The 16,391-nt window shown below is 73.4% G+C and carries 16 protein-coding genes; 13 read left to right on the top strand and 3 right to left on the bottom strand.

Features of this window, described 5'->3' with window-relative positions; translation table 11 throughout:
• The 7 genes from FB462_RS08070 to FB462_RS08040 all read left to right on the top strand — a co-directional run bounded on the left by FB462_RS08070 (nt 1) and on the right by FB462_RS08040 (nt 6,254).
• On the top strand, nt 1-981 hold the full coding sequence (locus FB462_RS08070; RefSeq protein ID WP_141861259.1) for an aldo/keto reductase: 981 nt from the start codon (nt 1-3) through the stop codon (nt 979-981).
• Entirely contained in the window at nt 978-1,592 is a 615-nt protein-coding gene (locus tag FB462_RS08065) for a hypothetical protein (protein WP_141861257.1), read from the top strand. The genes FB462_RS08070 and FB462_RS08065 overlap by 4 nt, the downstream gene beginning before the upstream one ends.
• A gap of 50 nt (nt 1,593-1,642) precedes the next feature.
• On the top strand, nt 1,643-2,017 hold the full coding sequence (locus FB462_RS08060; protein ID WP_167510046.1) for a holo-ACP synthase: 375 nt from the start codon (nt 1,643-1,645) through the stop codon (nt 2,015-2,017).
• Between the two features lie 103 nt (nt 2,018-2,120).
• Nucleotides 2,121-2,441: an acyl carrier protein gene (locus FB462_RS08055; protein WP_141861253.1), complete on the top strand. Its 321-nt coding sequence runs from the start codon at nt 2,121-2,123 to the stop codon at nt 2,439-2,441.
• Nucleotides 2,438-3,718 carry an acyl-CoA dehydrogenase family protein gene (locus FB462_RS08050; protein ID WP_208738902.1) on the top strand — a complete coding sequence of 427 codons (1,281 nt, stop codon included), beginning with the start codon at nt 2,438-2,440 and terminating at the stop codon, nt 3,716-3,718. The genes FB462_RS08055 and FB462_RS08050 overlap by 4 nt, the downstream gene beginning before the upstream one ends.
• Nucleotides 3,715-4,677 (top strand): amino acid--[acyl-carrier-protein] ligase, encoded by a 963-nt coding sequence (locus tag FB462_RS08045; protein ID WP_208738901.1) that lies wholly within the window; start codon nt 3,715-3,717, stop codon nt 4,675-4,677. The genes FB462_RS08050 and FB462_RS08045 overlap by 4 nt, the downstream gene beginning before the upstream one ends.
• A complete protein-coding gene (locus FB462_RS08040) occupies nt 4,674-6,254 on the top strand; it encodes an alpha/beta fold hydrolase (protein WP_141861251.1) in 1,581 nt (526 codons plus the stop codon). The genes FB462_RS08045 and FB462_RS08040 overlap by 4 nt, the downstream gene beginning before the upstream one ends.
• Nucleotides 6,255-6,271: 17 nt before the next feature.
• Here the strand turns inward: FB462_RS08040 and FB462_RS17290 are convergent, their stop codons facing one another.
• Together FB462_RS17290 and FB462_RS17285 are read right to left on the bottom strand one after the other, a co-directional pair.
• Nucleotides 6,272-7,141, bottom strand: a complete 870-nt coding sequence (locus tag FB462_RS17290) for an alpha/beta fold hydrolase (RefSeq protein WP_167510045.1) — start codon at nt 7,139-7,141, stop codon at nt 6,272-6,274.
• Between the two features lie 43 nt (nt 7,142-7,184).
• Entirely contained in the window at nt 7,185-7,673 is a 489-nt protein-coding gene (locus tag FB462_RS17285) for a peroxiredoxin (protein WP_058741353.1), read from the bottom strand.
• Nucleotides 7,674-7,918: 245 nt separating this feature from the next.
• Here FB462_RS17285 and aceE point away from each other — a divergent pair, with 245 nt between their 5' ends.
• From aceE to FB462_RS08005, 6 genes are all read left to right on the top strand, one after another.
• Nucleotides 7,919-10,663 carry a pyruvate dehydrogenase (acetyl-transferring), homodimeric type gene (aceE, locus tag FB462_RS08030; RefSeq protein WP_141861247.1) on the top strand — a complete coding sequence of 915 codons (2,745 nt, stop codon included), beginning with the start codon at nt 7,919-7,921 and terminating at the stop codon, nt 10,661-10,663.
• 7 nt (nt 10,664-10,670) lie between these two features.
• A complete protein-coding gene (locus FB462_RS08025) occupies nt 10,671-11,900 on the top strand; it encodes a PucR family transcriptional regulator (RefSeq protein WP_141861245.1) in 1,230 nt (409 codons plus the stop codon).
• Nucleotides 11,901-11,978: 78 nt separating this feature from the next.
• The gene (locus FB462_RS08020; protein WP_141861243.1) at nt 11,979-12,935 is read left to right on the top strand and encodes an ACP S-malonyltransferase; all 957 of its coding nucleotides are present in this window, start codon (nt 11,979-11,981) and stop codon (nt 12,933-12,935) included.
• Nucleotides 12,932-13,987 carry a beta-ketoacyl-ACP synthase III gene (locus tag FB462_RS08015; protein WP_058741349.1) on the top strand — a complete coding sequence of 352 codons (1,056 nt, stop codon included), beginning with the start codon at nt 12,932-12,934 and terminating at the stop codon, nt 13,985-13,987. Before FB462_RS08020 ends, FB462_RS08015 begins: the two co-directional genes overlap by 4 nt.
• 83 nt (nt 13,988-14,070) lie before the next feature.
• Complete coding sequence (locus FB462_RS08010; protein ID WP_058741348.1) at nt 14,071-14,319, top strand: acyl carrier protein; 249 nt, start codon at nt 14,071-14,073, stop codon at nt 14,317-14,319.
• A 117-nt stretch (nt 14,320-14,436) separates the two neighbouring features.
• Nucleotides 14,437-15,681 carry a beta-ketoacyl-[acyl-carrier-protein] synthase family protein gene (locus FB462_RS08005; RefSeq protein ID WP_141861241.1) on the top strand — a complete coding sequence of 415 codons (1,245 nt, stop codon included), beginning with the start codon at nt 14,437-14,439 and terminating at the stop codon, nt 15,679-15,681.
• Between the two features lie 172 nt (nt 15,682-15,853).
• Here the strand turns inward: FB462_RS08005 and FB462_RS08000 are convergent, their stop codons facing one another.
• Nucleotides 15,854-16,333 (bottom strand): DUF3145 domain-containing protein, encoded by a 480-nt coding sequence (locus FB462_RS08000; RefSeq protein WP_083519863.1) that lies wholly within the window; start codon nt 16,331-16,333, stop codon nt 15,854-15,856.
• Nucleotides 16,334-16,391: the final 58 nt, after the last annotated feature.

The raw sequence follows: 16,391 nt of genomic DNA, 5'->3' as shown, positions 1-16,391 counted from the left end.
ATGCAGAGTCGCACCCTCGGCCGTACCGGCCGCTCCGTGTCCGTCGTCGGTCTCGGCACCTGGCAGTTCGGCGGCGACTGGGGTCCCGTCAGCGAGCAGGACGCGAACGCCGTCATGGACGCCTCCGTCGAGGCCGGCGTGACCCTGTTCGACACCGCCGACGTGTACGGCGACGGGCGGAGCGAGCAGCTCATCGGCGCCTGGCGCCAGGACCACCCCGACGTCCCGCTGACCGTCACGACGAAGATGGGCCGCCGTGCCGAGCAGGTCCCGTCGAACTACGTCGCCGCGCACTTCCGCGAGTGGGTCGACCGCTCCCGGGGGAACCTGCGGCAGGACACCCTCGACCTGGTCCAGCTGCACTGCCCGCCGACGCCCGTCTACGAGGACGACGCCGTGTACGACGCCCTCGACGCCCTCGTCGCCGACGGGTCCGTCGCCGCCTACGGTGTCTCGGTCGAGACCGCCGACCAGGCGCTCACGGCGATCGCCCGACCGAACGTGGCGACCGTGCAGGTCATCCTCAACGCCTTCCGCCTGAAGCCGCTGGACCGGGTGCTCCCCGCGGCGCGCGGAGCGGGTGTCGGCATCCTCGCCCGCGTCCCGCTCGCGTCGGGACTGCTCTCCGGCAAGTACACGACGGACACGACCTTCCCGGAGCAGGACCACCGCAACTACAACCGGCACGGCGAGGCCTTCGACCAGGGCGAGACCTTCAGCGGCGTCGACTTCGCCGACGGGGTGCAGGCCGCGCAGGCCTTCGCCGCGGCGCTCCCGGAGGGCATGTCGGTCCCGCAGGCCGCGCTCGCGTGGATCATCGCGCAGGAGGGTGTCACGGCAGCGATCCCCGGGGCGCGCAACCCGGAGCAGGCCCGCTCGAACGCCGGCGCGGCGGACCTCGGCGAGGTGCCGGGGCTCGACGCCACGGTGCACGAGCTCTACGACCGGTGGTTCCGCGCCGCCGTGCACGACCGGTGGTGACGACCACACGACCCGGCCGGGCCGGGGACCGCGCCCGAGGCGCCCGGCCGACGGCGCCCCGCGCCGTCGTCGTGACGCTCGTCGCGGCGGTCGCCGTCCTGCTGCTGGCCGTCTGCACGGCGCCGGCGGCGGGGACGACCCGCACCGTGCCTCCCTGGCCGGCGCCCACCGACCTGCAGACGCGAGCCGACGCGGCGGGCCTGCACGACGTGTGGGGCGAGCCGCTGGCGGAGCACGTGCACACCCACCTCACCGTCCTGGACGGCGACGTGCCGGTGACGGTGCCGGCGAACGTCGGCCACTCCGACCGTGAACGGTTCGCCGCGGAGCTGCACACCCACGACACGTCGGGCATCCTGCACGTCGAGTCCCCCGAGCGACGGACGTTCACGCTCGGCCAGTTCTTCGACGAGTGGGACGTGTCGCTCGGCGCCGGGCACGTCGGCGGGCTGCGGGGTGAACTCACCGTCTGGGTCGACGGCCACCGGTACCTCGGCAACCCGCGCTCGATCGCGCTGACCGACCGCCGGCAGATCGTGCTCGCCGTGACCGGGATTGGGCAGGTCGCACACCTGCCGCAGCCGTTCGACTGGCCGCCGCAGTACCGCTGAGCCGTGCGGACGACCAGGGGCGCGCCCCCACGCCGTACGCTCGCATCGTGATGGCCATCCGCACCGGCACCGACCTCGCCGCCGTCGACGACGTCGTCGCGGCCGTCGCCGCACACGGCGAGCGCTACCTGTCCCGCGTCTTCACCGACCGGGAACGTGCCGACGCCGGGGACGACCCGGAACGCCTCACCGCCCGGTTCGCCGGGAAGGAGGCGGTGCTCAAGCTGCTCCGCCCCGCTCGCGACGAGGCGGTCCCGCTCCGCGACGTCGCGATCGTGCTCGACGTGGACGGCGCCCCCACGGTGGAGCTGTCCGGCCGGGCCGCAGCGCTCGCGGACGCCATCGGCTGCGGTGCGATCGCGGTGTCGCTGTCCCACGAACGGGGACTCGCGGTCGCGACCGCGGTCGCGCTGACCCAGCGCTGACGACGGCCGGTCCCGCGTCGGGGCTGGTCGGGCCCGGAGGCGTGCGGTTTCCCGCACCCGCACGGCGGCTTCCCGAGGCCCGGTCGTCCCTATGGTGGCGGGCATGGACCAGGACCCGAACCCCGTCGCCACCGCTGTCGCACCCGACGCCAGCGAGGTCGAGCAGGTCGTGCGCGGCGCCCTGGCGGACCACGGCCGGCTCGCCGTGAACGCCCGGGACGTCGCCTCGATCGCGGACCTCTACACGCTCGGTCTGACCTCGCACGCATCGGTGACCGTGATGCTCGCGATCGAGGACGACCTCGACACCGAGTTCCCGGACGCGCTGCTGCACCGCTCCACCTTCGCCACGGTCGAGGCCCTCGTCGCCGCGGCCACCACGGCACTCGTCGGCGCCGGCACCCCGACGGGGGCGGCAGCGTGAGCGCCCCCGTGCTCGACCGCCCCGCCGGGTCGGGGCCGGCTGCCCCGGCCGCCGCGGTCGCACCGGTCGCCTCGGCCGCTTCCGCCGCCGCGGTCGCACCGGCACCGGCCGTCGCGGACGCTCCGGCTCCCTCGGACCGCTTCGCCGAACGTGCTGCCCGGGTCGCCGAGGTCGCCGCCCGCCACGCGGACGAGGTCGACCGGGACGCCCGACCCCCGCGCGAGGCCATCGCCGCGATGCGCGAGCACGGCCTGCTCGCCGCCGCGGTGCCCGTCCGGCTCGGTGGCGAGGGCGCGACCCTCGCCGAACTCTCCCGCATCGCGACCACCCTCGGCCGCTCGTGCGCCGCCACCGGCATGGTGTTCGCGATGCACCACGGCCAGGCGATGGCCCTCTGGCGGCACGGCGGCCCCTCGGCCGGGATCGCCCGCACGGTCGACGCCGTCCGCGACGGGGCGCTCGTCGCGTCCGCGACCACCGAGCGCGGCGTCGGCGGCGACACCCGCCGCAGCACCTGCGCCGTCGAGACCACCGCTGACGGCCGCGTGCACCTGCACAAGGACGCGCCGGTGATCTCCTACGCCACCGAGGCCGACGCGGTCCTCGTCACCGCGCGCCGCTCCCCCGACGCGGCACCGTCCGACCAGCGTCTCGTCGTCTGCCTGCCGTCGGACACCACGCTGACGCAGACGTCGACGTGGGACACCCTCGGCCTCCGCGGGACCTGCAGCCACGGCTGGGTGCTCGACGCCGACACGGACGCCGACCTCGTGCTCCCCGAGGACTACGCCACGATCTCCGCGACGACGGTCCTGCCGGTGTCGCACGTCCTCTGGGCCTCGGTCTGGCTCGGCATCGCCGCCGACGCCGCCGACCGTGCCCGCGCCGCCGTCCGGAAGCAGGCCCGCGCCTCGCTCGGCACGACCCCGCCGTCCGCCCTCCGCCTCGCCGAGCTGCTCGTCGACCTGCAGGCGCTCGGCGACACCGTACGCCGGTCGGCCGACCGCTTCGACGAGGCCGCCGACGACCCGGAGACCCTCGGGTCGCCCGCCCACGCCCTCGCCGCGAACGCCCTCAAGGTGGGCGCCTCCGAGCGCGCCACCGACCTCGTCACCCGGGCGCTCCGCATCGTCGGGATCGCCGGGTACGCCGCGAGCGGCCAGACCAGCCTCGGCCGCCACCTCCGCGACGCGCACGGCGCCGCGGTGATGGTGGCCAACGACCGACTCCTCGCCGCCGACGCCGACCTCGCCCTCATGACGGGAGCACTGCTGTGACCATCACCCAGCCCACGACCCAGCCCGACACCGACCAGGCCCCCACCGCGCTCGACGCCGCGCGCGCCGACCTCCGCGGACGCCTGCTCGCCGACGGGGTCCTGCTCGACCTCGGCTCCCCCGGGCTCTACGGCCGCACGGGCGTCTTCGAGCGCGTGTACGCCGCCGTCGACGCCGCGGCGGTCCGGAGCCAGGCCGACCTCGACGCCGACGTCCTGCGCTTCCCGCCCGTCGAGCCCCTCGCCGCCTTCGAGCGCACCGACTACATCGCGTCCTTCCCGGACCTCGCCGCCGCCGTGTCCGGCTTCACGGGCGACGACCGCGCCCACCGCGCACTCCTGGCGGCCCGCGACCGCGGCGAGCGCTGGGAGTCGTTCCTCGAGCCCGCCGACCTCATGCTGACCCCGGCGGTCTGCCACCCCGTCTACGGGCTGATCGGCGACGTCGTGCCCGCCGGCGGCCGGAACCTCGACGTCCTCGGCGACTCGTTCCGCCGCGAACCATCCCTCGACCCCATGCGGCTGCAGGCCTTCCACATGCACGAGTTCGTGCACGTCGGCACCCCGGCGTCCGCCCGGGCGCACCGCGACGACCGCATCCCCGGCATGCGCGCGCTGCTCGAGTCCTTCGGTCTCGGCATCGACGTCGTCCCCGCGAACGACCCGTTCTTCGGACGGGTGGGGCAGGTCCTCGCCCGCAACCAGGTCGAGCAGTCGCTCAAGTTCGAGTTCGTCACGCACGTCTACGGCCCGGACCTGCCCGAGACGGCGATCAGCTCGGCGAACCTGCACGAGGACCACTTCGGCACGTCGTTCGGCCTCCGCACCGAGGACGGCGCGGTCGCGCACAGCGCCTGCCTGGCCTTCGGCCTCGAGCGCATCACGATCGCCCTGTTCGCGCTGCACGGCACCGCCCCGGACCGCTGGGACGGCGACGTCCGCGCGGCCCTCGGCCTGTGAGCACGCACCACGGCTGGTCCGGTCGCCCCGCGATGCGGGTCGCCGTCCAGCTCCCCGACGCCGCGCGCGCTGGCGTCGTCCTCTGCCCGCCGCTCGGCCAGGAGGGCGTGATCGCGTACCGCACGCTCCGCCTGCTGGCGGACGGCCTGGAGGATCGTGGCGTGGCCTCGGTGCGCTACGACCCGTCCGGACGTGGCGACTCCGCCGACGACGCGGCTCCGGACGCGCAGGTGCGTTCCGCCCGGTGCGCGGCGGCGCTGCTCCGCCGCGCGGGCGTCGAGCGCATCGCCTTCGTGGGACTGGCGTCGGCCGCGCTCGTCGCGGCGGCCGCCGCGACGGACGACGACGCGCTCGTCGTCTGGGACGCCCCGGCATCCGGCCGAGCATGGCTCCGGGGCCAGCGTGCCCTCGCGGCCGTGTCGGTCAGCGGCGCACTCACGGTGGACGGGGTCGAGTCGCTCGTCGGCATCGACCTCCCGCCGGCCGAGGTCGCAGTCGTCGAGGCACTGACCTACCCGGCGCGGAGCGGTCCGACGATCGCGGTCGTCCGGCCGGGCTCCCGCGCGCCCCGGGCCCTCGGGTCGGCCGAGGTGCTCGAGGTCCCGGGCACCGCGGAGCTGCTCGACGGCACGAGCATCGACGCGCGGATCCCCGGGGCAGCGGTCGCCAGGATCGTCGACCGGCTGGACGCCTGGGCACCCGCGGTCGCGACGCCGACCACGGCACCGGCGCTCGACGAGGTCCTCGACGTCGACGACCGCGTCGCCGAGCGCATCCTCCGGATCGGCCCACACGGGCTGTTCGCCGTCGAGACGGTGTCGTCGGCGCAGGACGAGGACGCCCCCGTCGTCGTCCTGCACAACGGCGGTGCCGAACACCGCACGGGCGCCACCGACTACCAGGTCGACCTCGCCCGGACCCTGGCCCGCGACGGCGTCCGGGTGGTCCGGGTCGACCGCCGTGGCACGGGCGAGAGCTCACCGGTGCACGCGGACGAGCAGGCGTTCCTGTTCGCCCAGGAGTGGCTGGACGACCAGCGAGCCGTCGTGGCCGCGTTGCGCGTGCCCGCCGAACGACTGGCGATCGTCGGGATGTGCGCCGGCGCCTGGCTCGCCGGCCGGGCGGTCGAGGAGCACCCGCGGCTCGTCGTCGAGATCAGCCCGAACGACTACCGCCGCACCCCGGCCGCGCCGGGGTCGTACGCCGAGACCGCGCAGGGGGTCGCGGACGCCTCCCCGCTGCGCCGCTGGCTGCGTGGTCCCTACAACCGCTGGGTCCCGGCCGGTCTCCGTGACCGCATCGCTCGTCGGGGTGCCCTGGGCAGCGTGGTCGGCCACCTCGGACCCGTGCTCGACCGCGGGACCGACGTCGTGGTCGTCGCCACCCCGGAGGACCTCGCGGTCTTCGACCGGTTCGGCGGTCGCCGTGCGGTCCGTCGGTGGGGCGCCCGGCTGACCGTCGTCGCGGTCCCGGACGGCGACCACGCACTCTTCTCCCCCGGTATGCGCCGGACCGTCGTCGCCGAGGTGCGGTCGCGGGTCGCCGAGACGTTCCCCGCGCGGGCCCTGTCCCGCTGAACGCGTCAGGACGTCCGTCAGGGGGTCGGCAGCAGCCCGGTGAACCGTGCGACGGCGGCGGGGTGCTCGACGTGCGCGAAGTGTCCGCAGTCCTCGAGCACCGCCGTGCGCACGGCGGGCAGGAGTGCGCGCAGGTCGTCGAGGTCGGACGGTCGGGCGAACACGTCCCCACGCCCGACGACCGCCGCGACCGGCACGCTGATCGTCCGCCAGCCGTCGACGTCGTACCCCGCGGCGGCGCGGGCGGTCAGGGCGAACAGCTCCGGGCGGAACTCCTGCACGAACGCGTCGAGCACGCTCCGGTCGAGCCGCCGCACGTGGGCGAACACCGGGGCGGCCAGCAGCGGCAACAGCCCGACCCGGGCGAGCCCGCGGAGCATGCCGCGTGCTGCACCACCCGTGACGAGCACCCCTGCGCGGAGCAGCGTGAACGCCGGCAGGGTCCGGAGCGCGCGGAGCGGGTGGGCGGCGGCACGTGCCGTCGCCGTCGTGGTCCCGGAGACCAGCCCGAGCGAGCGCACGCGGTCCGGGGCCGTCCGGGCCAGGTGGAGCCCGACGAACGCACCCATCGAGTGCCCGACGACGTCCGCGGAGGCCACCCCGAGCGCGTCGAGCACGTCCGCGACGACCCGTGCTCCCGCGTCGACGTCCACCGGGCGCTCCGGCGGCGGCGACGCGCCCCATCCCGGGAGGTCGAGGAGCACGAGCCCCCGGCCGTCGACGCCGTCAGCGGCCCGGAGCACCGGCGTCCAGGTCGTCCACGACCCCGCGACGCCGTGCAGCAGCACGACGGGACGCGGGCCTGGTCGGTGGTGCACCACGACCGGTCCGACGCCGGTCCGGACGACCGTACGACGCAGCGACCACGTGGTCGGGTCGGCCGTCACCGGGTACGGCGCGTAGTCCTCGTCCAGTCGACCGGGGACGGGGTCAGCCGACCGGGACGGGCGCGGTGCAGGCGGCGAGCCGGTCGAGCGCCGCGCGGTACTCGGCGACGTCGCGCTGCAGACCGGGCTCGGTGATGATCGACGCCTTGATGCGGCCCTGCACGTCGATGACGAAGGTCGCGCGGGTGGCGAAGCCCTTCTTCTCGAGGAAGACGCCGTACTCCTTCGACACGGCGCCGTGCGGCCAGAAGTCGGCGAGGAGCTCGAAGTCGTAGCCGTGCTGCTCCGCGAACGACCGCAGCGTGGCCTTCGAGTCGACGGAGACGCCGATGAGCTCGACCCGCTGGTCCTCGAACATCGCGATGTTGTCCTGCAGGGTGCACAGCTCGTTGGTGCAGCCCGACGAGAACGCGAGGGGGAAGAAGACGAGGGCGACCGGGCGGACGCCGCGGAAGTCGCTGAGGCGGACGTGCTCACCGAACTGGTTCGGGAGTTCGAAGTCCGGCGCGATCGAGCCGATCTCCAGGGCCATCGGTGCGTGCTTCTTCCTCGGGCGTGGGGTGTGCCCGTGTCGCGTGTGCAGGCGCGGGTCGCGCGTGCACGATCGGCAATCGTACGCCGACGGCACCCGAATGCAAGCGCGTGTCCACCTGCGCGTCACCATCAGGCTGCCGGTCGGTGGTGGGGCCTAGAGTGGTGTGGGTTTCCCCGCCGGTCGCGACCCGACCCGAACGGGAACCACCATGTCCACCACCACGAGAACGAACGAGGTCAAGGGTGACGGTGAACGACCAGGACCCGCGCAGCACCGCAGGGACCGACCAGGACCCGGAGGAGACCGCAGAGTGGCGTGAATCGCTCGACGGTCTCGTCGCGACGCACGGCCACCAGCGGGCCCGCGAGATCATGCAGAGCCTGCTGAAGCGCTCGAACGAGCTGCACCTCGGCGTGCCGATGGTCCCGACGACCGACTACGTCAACACGATCGCGCCGGAGGACGAGCCGGAGTTCCCCGGCGACGAAGAACTCGAGCGCCGCTACCGCCGGTGGATCCGCTGGAACGCCGCGATCACCGTGCACCGCGCGCAGCGCCCCGGCATCGCCGTCGGCGGCCACATCTCGACCTACGCGTCGAGCGCCGCGATGTACGAGGTCGGCTACAACCACTTCTTCCGCGCGCAGGACCACCCGTCCGGCGGCGACCAGGTGTTCTTCCAGGGCCACGCCTCCCCCGGCATGTACGCCCGCGCATACATGGAAGGCCGCCTCAGCGAGGACCAGCTCGACGGCTTCCGCCAGGAGAAGTCGCACGCCGGCGGCGGCCTGTCGTCGTACCCGCACCCGCGCCTCATGCCGCACTTCTGGCAGTTCCCGACCGTGTCGATGGGCATCGGCCCGATCAACGCGATCTACCAGGCCCAGCAGGCCAAGTACCTCACCAACCGCGGCATCAAGGACGCCGGCGACCAGCAGGTCTGGGCGTTCCTCGGCGACGGCGAGATGGACGAGGTCGAGTCGCGCGGTCAGCTGCAGGTCGCGGCGAACGACGGGCTCGACAACCTGAACTTCGTCATCAACTGCAACCTCCAGCGCCTCGACGGCCCGGTGCGCGGCAACGGCAAGATCATCCAGGAGCTCGAGGCGTTCTTCCGCGGTGCCGGCTGGAACGTCATCAAGGTCGTGTGGGGCCGCGAGTGGGACGACCTGCTCGCGCGTGACACCGACGGCGCGCTGCTCAACCTGATGAACGCCACGCCGGACGGCGACTACCAGACGTACAAGGCCGAGAACGGCGCCTACGTCCGCGAGAACTTCTTCGGGCGCGACCCGAAGGCGCTCGAGCTGGTCAAGGACTACTCGGACGACCAGATCTGGAACCTCAAGCGCGGTGGCCACGACTACCGCAAGGTCTACGCCGCGTTCAAGGCCGCGACCGAGCACAAGGGCCAGCCGACCGTCATCCTCGCGAAGACCGTCAAGGGCTACGGCCTCGGCCCGAGCTTCGAGGGCCGCAACGCGACCCACCAGATGAAGAAGCTCACGCTCGACAACCTCAAGCAGTTCCGCGACGAGATGCGCATCCCGATCTCCGACGCGCAGCTCGAGGAGAACCCCTACACGCCGCCGTACTACCACCCGGGCAACGACGACGAGGCGATCCGGTACATGCACGAGCGTCGCCGCGAGCTCGGCGGCTACGTGCCGGAGCGCCGGACGAAGTACACGCAGTTCACCCTCCCCGAGGACGCGAAGTACCAGGTCGTGAAGAAGGGCTCCGGCAAGCAGGAGGTCGCCACGACCATGGCGTTCGCGCGCCTGCTCAAGGACCTGCTCCGTTCCCCGGACTTCGGCGACCGCGTGGTCCCGATCATCCCGGACGAAGCACGCACGTTCGGCATGGACGCGTACTTCCCGACCGCCAAGATCTACAACCCGAACGGCCAGCACTACACCTCGGTCGACCGCGAGCTCCTCCTGGCCTACAAGGAGAGCCCGCAGGGCCAGATCGTCCACGTCGGCATCAACGAGGCGGGCGCACTCGCGGCGTTCACCGCGATCGGCACCTCGTACTCGACGCAGGGCGAACCGCTCATCCCGGTCTACGTCTTCTACTCGCAGTTCGGGTTCCAGCGCACCGGCGACGCCATCTGGGCGGCGGGCGACCAGATGGCCCGCGGCTTCATGATCGGCGCCACGGCCGGTCGCACCACGCTGACCGGCGAGGGCCTGCAGCACGCCGACGGCCACTCGCTGCTCCTCGCGGCGACGAACCCGGCGGTCGTGTCCTACGACCCGGCGTACGGCTACGAGATCGGGCACATCGTCCGCTCCGGTCTCGAGCGCATGTACGGCACGAACGAGGACGGCTCGCCGAAGCACGCCGACCCGAACGTCATGTACTACCTGACGGTCTACAACGAGCCGCTCGTGCAGCCGGCCGAGCCCGAGGGCGTCGACGTCGAGGGCATCGTCAAGGGCATGTACCTGCTCAAGCCGAGCGAGCACGACGGCCCCAAGGCCCAGCTGCTCGCGTCCGGTGTCGCGGTGCCGTGGATCCTCGAGGCGCAGCAGCTCCTCGCCGAGGACTGGGGCGTGTCCGCCGACGTCTGGAGCGTCACGAGCTGGGGTGAGCTGTACCGCGACGGTCTCGACGCGGAGCAGCACGCGTTCCTCAACCCGAACGAGCAGCCGCGCACCCCGTACGTGACCGAGCGCCTGCTCGGCACCGAGGGTCCGGTCGTCGCCGTGAGCGACTTCATGCACCAGGTGCAGGAGCAGATCCGCCCGTTCGTGCCGACCGACTACGCGACCCTCGGCGCCGACGGCTTCGGCTTCTCGGACACGCGTCCGGCCGCCCGCCGCTTCTTCCACATCGACGGCCCCTCGGTCGTCGTGCGGACGCTGCAGCAGCTCGCCCGCCAGGGCAAGGTCGACCAGGCCGTCGTCCAGCAGGCGATCGACCGCTACCGCCTGCACGACGTCACCGCCGGCACGACCGGCAGCGCTGGCGGCGAGAGCTGATCAGCAGGTGAGCACCCCCCGCACCGACACCGCCGTGGGCCGGGAGAGCGATCGTGACCGCGCGCTCTCCTGGCTCCGGCAGGTGTCGGGCGAACTCTCGACCGCGACGATCAAGCGGCTCGAGGACACCCTCCCGTGGTACAGCGAGATGCCCCCTGGGCGCCGCTCGGCCGTCGGGCTCGTGGCCCAGGCCGGCATCACGTCGTTCATCTCCTGGCTCGAGGGCAGCGCGTCGACGCCGTGGATAGCGGCCGCCGACGTCTTCGGCTCCGCGCCGCGCGAGCTCCTGCGCTCGGTGAGCCTGCAGCAGACCCTGCAGCTCATCCGCGTGGTGGTCACCGTCGTCGAGGAACGTGCCAAGGACGACGAGATGCTGCAGGAGGCGATCCTGAAGTACTCGCGGGACATCGCCTTCGCGGCAGCCGACGTCTACGCCCGCGCGGCCGAGGCCCGTGGGCTCTGGGACGCCCGGCTCGAGGCCCTCGTCGTCGACTCCATCCTGTCCGGCGAGTACGACGACGAACTCCCCTCCCGCATCGCGGCGCTCGGCTGGCACGGCCATGGCGAGGTCGCGGTCCTGGTCGGCAACGCCCCGAAGCAGCTCGAGGTCGACCAGATCCGGCGGACCGCACGGCACATGGACGCCGACGTGCTCATCGGCGTCCAGGGATCGCGGCTCGTGGTCGTCATCGGCCGCGCCACCCCGCGGGACGACGTCCCCGAGGGCGAGGAGCCCGTCTCCTTCACCGCCATCGCGCAGGCCCTCGAACCGTCCTTCGGCGAGGGCCACCTGGTCCTCGGCAACGAGGTCCCCGGGGTCGTCGACGCCTCGACCAGCGCGAAGGGCGCCCTCGCCGGGTTCGCCGTCGCGCGGGCCTGGCGCGGCGCCCCACGCCCGGCGCTGGCGGACGACCTGCTGCCCGAACGGGCCCTCGCCGGCGACCCGCTGGCCCGGTCCGCCCTCGTCCAGCGCATCTACGTGCCGCTCAAGGACCAGTCCACCGAGCTCCTCCAGACGCTCTGGTGCTACCTGGACACCGGCCGGTCGCTCGAGGCCACGGCCCGCGAGCTCTTCGTGCACCCGAACACCGTGCGCTACCGGCTCCGCCGCGTCGCCGACGTCATCGGGTGGGACGCCACGCACGCCCGCGACGCCCTCATCGTGCAGTCGGCGCTCATCCTCGGCGCCATGTCCGAGTCGAACACCGGCCGCCGGCGGCCTGCCGCGCGACGATAGGGATCGCACAAGGTCTCCGGCGGATCGCTGTCGGAAGTCCACACGCTCCTCGGCCGCCGCGGCAGGAAGGATCGATGGGTGATCGTCGTCGTCGCGCCCGGACAGGGCTCCCAGACCCCCGGCTTCCTCGCTCCCTGGCTCGAGGACGCCGCCGTCCGTGACCGCGTGGGCGCGTGGTCCGACGCGATCGGCGTCGACCTCGTGCACCACGGCACCGAGTCCGACGCCGACACCATCAAGGACACCGCGCTCGCGCAGCCGCTCATCGTGGCCGCGGGCCTGGTCACCGCCGACGCCCTGCTCGCCGACGGCCGTCGTGCCCTCGTCGGCGGGGTCGCCGGCCACTCCGTCGGCGAGTTCACCGCCGCAGCCGTGGCCGGGATCCTCGAGCCGACCGACGCCGTGTCGCTCGTCGCCGAGCGCGGCCGGGCCATGGCCGACGCCGCCGCCCTCAAACCGACCTCGATGGCCGCCGTCCTGGGGGGCGACCCGGACGCGGTCGCCGCGGCGCTCGAGCAGCACGGCCTCGTCCCCGCGAACCACAACGGCGGCGGCCAGACCGTCGTCGCCGGTCCGGCCGACGGCATCGCCGCCCTCGCCTCGGAGCCGCCCGCCAAGGCCCGCGTGGTCCCGCTCGCGGTCGCCGGCGCCTTCCACACGCGGTACATGGCCCCCGCCGTCGCCCGGGTCGCCCCGGTCGCGGCCGCCGCCACCGCGCACGACCCGAGCCTGCCGATCTGGACGAACGCCGACGGCTCCCGCGTCGACGACGGCCGCCGTTTCGTCGACCTCATGGTCCAGCAGATCGAGAACCCCGTGCACTGGGACGCCGTGATGGAGTCCTTCGCCGCCGCCGGCGTCACCGGCATCATCGAACTGGCCCCGGCCGGTGCCCTGGTCGGCCTCGCGAAGCGCGGCCTCCGCGGCACCCCGACCGTGGCGATCAAGACCCCCGACGACCTGCCCGCCGCCGTCGAGCTCCTGGAGCGCGACCGCGACCAGTCCGCAGGCCAGGAAGCAGACGCAACCGCATGACCGACGCGACCACGCCGTCCCCCGCCACCGACGGGACGGCCGCTCCCCGTGCCTCCCGTCCGCTGCTGCAGCAGCGTCGCGGCCACGAGTTCACCCGCATCCTCGCGTTCGGCGCCGCCCGCGGCGAGAACGTCGTCCCGAACGACGACCTCGTCGGCCCGATCGACTCCTCCGACGAGTGGATCCGGCAGCGCACCGGCATCGTGACCCGCAAGCGCGCGGGCGCCGACGTCGAAGCGGTCGACCTCGCCGAGGCCGCCGCGCGCGAGGCGATCGCGAAGGCCGGCATCGAGCCGTCGCAGATCGGCGTCGTGCTGGTGAGCACCGTCACGCACACCGTGGCGACCCCGTCGATGGCGTCCCTGCTCGCCGAGCGCATCGGCGCCACCCCGGCCGCGGCGTACGACGTCAGCGCCGCGTGCGCCGGCTACGCGTACGGCATCGCCCAGGCCGACTCGTTCATCAAGTCCGGTCTCGCCGACCACGTGCTCGTCGTCGGCGCCGAGAAGCTCAGCGACGTCGTCGACCCGACCGACCGTTCCATCTCGTTCCTCCTCGGTGACGGGGCGGGCGCGGCCGTGGTCGGCCCGAGCGACTTCCCCGGCATCGCCCCGACGATCTGGGGCTCGGACGGCTCGAAGTGGGACGCGATCGGCATGACCGCGACCTACAACGAGTGGGCCGCCGGCGCACCCCGACCGACCATGCGCCAGGCCGGACAAACGGTCTTCCGCTGGGCCGTGTGGGAGATGGTCAAGGTCGCCCGCCAGGCACTCGAGACCGCCGGGGTCCGCCCCGAGGACCTCGCCGCCTTCGTGCCGCACCAGGCGAACATCCGGATCATCGACGAGTTCGCCAAGCAGCTCGGCCTGCCTGACACGGTGACGATCGCCCGCGACATCACCACGACCGGCAACACCTCCGCCGCGAGCATCCCGCTCGCCACGCACCGCCTGCTCGAGGAGCACCCGGAACTGTCGGGCGGCCTCGCCCTGCAGATCGGCTTCGGCGCCGGACTCGTGTTCGGTGCCCAGGTGGTCGTCCTCCCCTAGTCCCCCGCGCCTCCGCGCACGGACCGAGCCCGTGCCCTAGGCTGTCCCACGGTCAAACGACACCCCCCTCAAGGAGAACCCTCATGGCCCTGTCCAACGAAGAAGTCCTCGCCGGCCTGGCCGAGCTGATCAACGACGAGACCGGCATCGCGACCGACACCGTCGCCGCCGACAAGTCGTTCACCGACGACCTCGACATCGACTCGATCTCGATGATGACCATCGTCGTGAACGCCGAGGAGAAGTTCGACGTGAAGATCCCGGACGAAGAGGTCAAGAACCTCAAGACCGTGGGCGACGCCGTCGACTTCATCGTCAAGGCGCAGGCCTGACGCGAGCTTCCTGAGCGCCGCGGCCCCGGCGGAACTGCCGCGGGCCGCGGCGCTCGTCTCGTCCACCCCCGGCTCCCCACGCGAGCCAGCTCGTCCAACGAAAGAACACGTCGTTCCATGACCAACAAGACCGTCGTCGTCACCGGGATCGGTGCCATCACGCCCCTCGCCGCGACCGCCCCGGAGACGTGGGAGGCGCTGCTCGCCGGCAAGTCCGGCATCACCCGCATCGAGGACCCGCGCTACGCCGAGCTCGAACTCCCCGTCGAGTTCGCCGGCCAGGGCCGCCGGTTCCTCACCGACCAGCTCACCCGCCCGGAGACGAAGCGCCTCGACCCGTCGTCGCAGCTGTCGCTCGTCGCCGCGCGCGAAGCCTGGGCCGACGCCGGCATCGACCCGGAGACCGTCGTCCCCGAGCGCCTCATCGTCGACTGGGCGACCGGCATCGGCGGCGTCAACACGCTGCTCGACGCCTGGGACACCCTGCGCGAGAAGGGCCCGCGCCGCGTCATGCCGATGACGGTGCCGATGCTCATGGCGAACGGCCCCGCCGCCGCCATCGAGATGGAGTTCGGCGCCCGCGGCGGAGCCCGCACGTACCTCTCGGCCTGCGCGTCCTCGACCGAGTCCCTCGCCGAGGCCTACCGCCACGTCGCATCGGGCGAGGCCGACATCGTCATCACCGGCGGCGCCGAGGCCGCGCTGCACCCGCTGCCCCTCGCCGCGTTCGCCGCGATGCAGGCCCTGTCGCGCCGCAACGACTCCCCGGAGACCGCCTCTCGGCCGTACGACGTGACGCGTGACGGCTTCGTCCTCGGTGACGGCGCTGCGGCGCTGATCCTCGAGACCAGGGAGCACGCCGAGGCCCGCGGCGCGAAGATCTACGCCGAGGTCGCCGGTGCCGGCATCACCTCGGACGCGTTCCACATCACCGCCCCGGACCCCGAGGGCAGCGCCGCCGCCCGCGCGGTCATCACGGCGCTCGAGCACGCCGGCGCCGCCCGCGAGGACGTCGTCCACGTCAACGCGCACGCCACCTCCACCCCGGTGGGCGACGTCGCCGAGTACCACGCCATGCGTCGCGTCTTCGGCGACCACCTGGACAACGTCGTCGTCTCGGCGACCAAGGCGTCCACGGGGCACCTGCTCGGCGGTGCCGGCGCGATCGAGGCCGCGTTCACCGTCCTCGCCCTGCACGAGCGCGTCGCGCCGCCGACGATCAACCTCACGCAGCAGGACCCGGAGATCGTCATGGACGTCGCCACCGCGCCGCGCGAGCTGCCGGCGGGTGACCTGCTCGCGGTCAGCAACTCGTTCGGCTTCGGCGGGCACAACGCCGTGGTCGCGTTCCGTTCCGTCTGACCCCCGGTCACGGCCTGGAGGCCCGTCCTGCGTCCGCAGGGCGGGCCTCCGTCGCGTCGAGGCCGGCCCCGGCACGCCCGGCGACCACCGGGAACGACGGACGCCGCCCGCTCCGGAGGGAGCGGACGGCGTCCGAGTTGCGGGAGGAACCGGGCGGGCGGAACCGTGCGGGTCAGCCGACGCGGTGCAGCCAGACGACGGGGTTGCCCTCGGCTGCGTGGCGGAACGGCTCGAGTTCGTCGTCCCAGGCCTGCCCGAGGGCGAGTCGGAGCTCCCGGTGCAGCTCGAGGGCGTTGCTCCCGGCGAGCTCCATGGCGTAGCGGACCCGGTCCTCGGGGACGACCATGTTGCCGGACACGTCGGTCTGCGCGAAGAAGACACCGAGGTCGGGCGTGTGCATCCACCGGCCGCCGTCGGACTCCGCCGTCGGTTCCTCGGTGACCTCGAAGCGCAGGTGCTCCCAGCCGCGCAGGGCAGAGGCGATCGCCGCGCCGGTGCCGACCTGCCCGGTCCAGGTGAACTCCGTCCGACGGGAGCCGTCGAGCGCGGGCTGGTCGAGCCACGAGAAGTTCACGGCGCGGCTCATCGCGCGACCTGCCGCCCATTCGACGTGCGGGCAGAGCGCGCGTGGTGAGGAGTGCACGTAGAGCACTCCTGTCGTCGTTCCGTTCACGATTCCTCCGCTTCGTCAGGTGCGACTTCCCCATCGA

The sequence above is a fragment of the Curtobacterium citreum genome (assembly GCF_006715175.1).
In the GTDB taxonomy this organism is placed as follows: Bacteria; Actinomycetota; Actinomycetes; order Actinomycetales; family Microbacteriaceae; genus Curtobacterium; species Curtobacterium citreum.
The sequence above is the reverse complement of the archived record's forward strand: the minus strand, read 5'-3'. Positions and strand labels throughout refer to the sequence as shown.

Bases quoted from the DNA above. Each gene is read 5' to 3' on its own strand.
- FB462_RS08070 (WP_141861259.1), top strand. From the start codon at position 1: ATGCAGAGTCGCACCCTCGGCCGTACCGGCCGCTCCGTGTCCGTCGTC.
- FB462_RS08060 (WP_167510046.1), top strand. From the start codon at position 1,643: ATGGCCATCCGCACCGGCACCGACCTCGCCGCCGTCGACGACGTCGTC.
- FB462_RS08055 (WP_141861253.1), top strand. From the start codon at position 2,121: ATGGACCAGGACCCGAACCCCGTCGCCACCGCTGTCGCACCCGACGCC.
- FB462_RS17285 (WP_058741353.1), bottom strand. From the start codon at position 7,673: ATGGCCCTGGAGATCGGCTCGATCGCGCCGGACTTCGAACTCCCGAAC.
- FB462_RS08015 (WP_058741349.1), top strand. From the start codon at position 12,932: ATGACCGACGCGACCACGCCGTCCCCCGCCACCGACGGGACGGCCGCT.
- FB462_RS08010 (WP_058741348.1), top strand. From the start codon at position 14,071: ATGGCCCTGTCCAACGAAGAAGTCCTCGCCGGCCTGGCCGAGCTGATC.
- FB462_RS08005 (WP_141861241.1), top strand. From the start codon at position 14,437: ATGACCAACAAGACCGTCGTCGTCACCGGGATCGGTGCCATCACGCCC.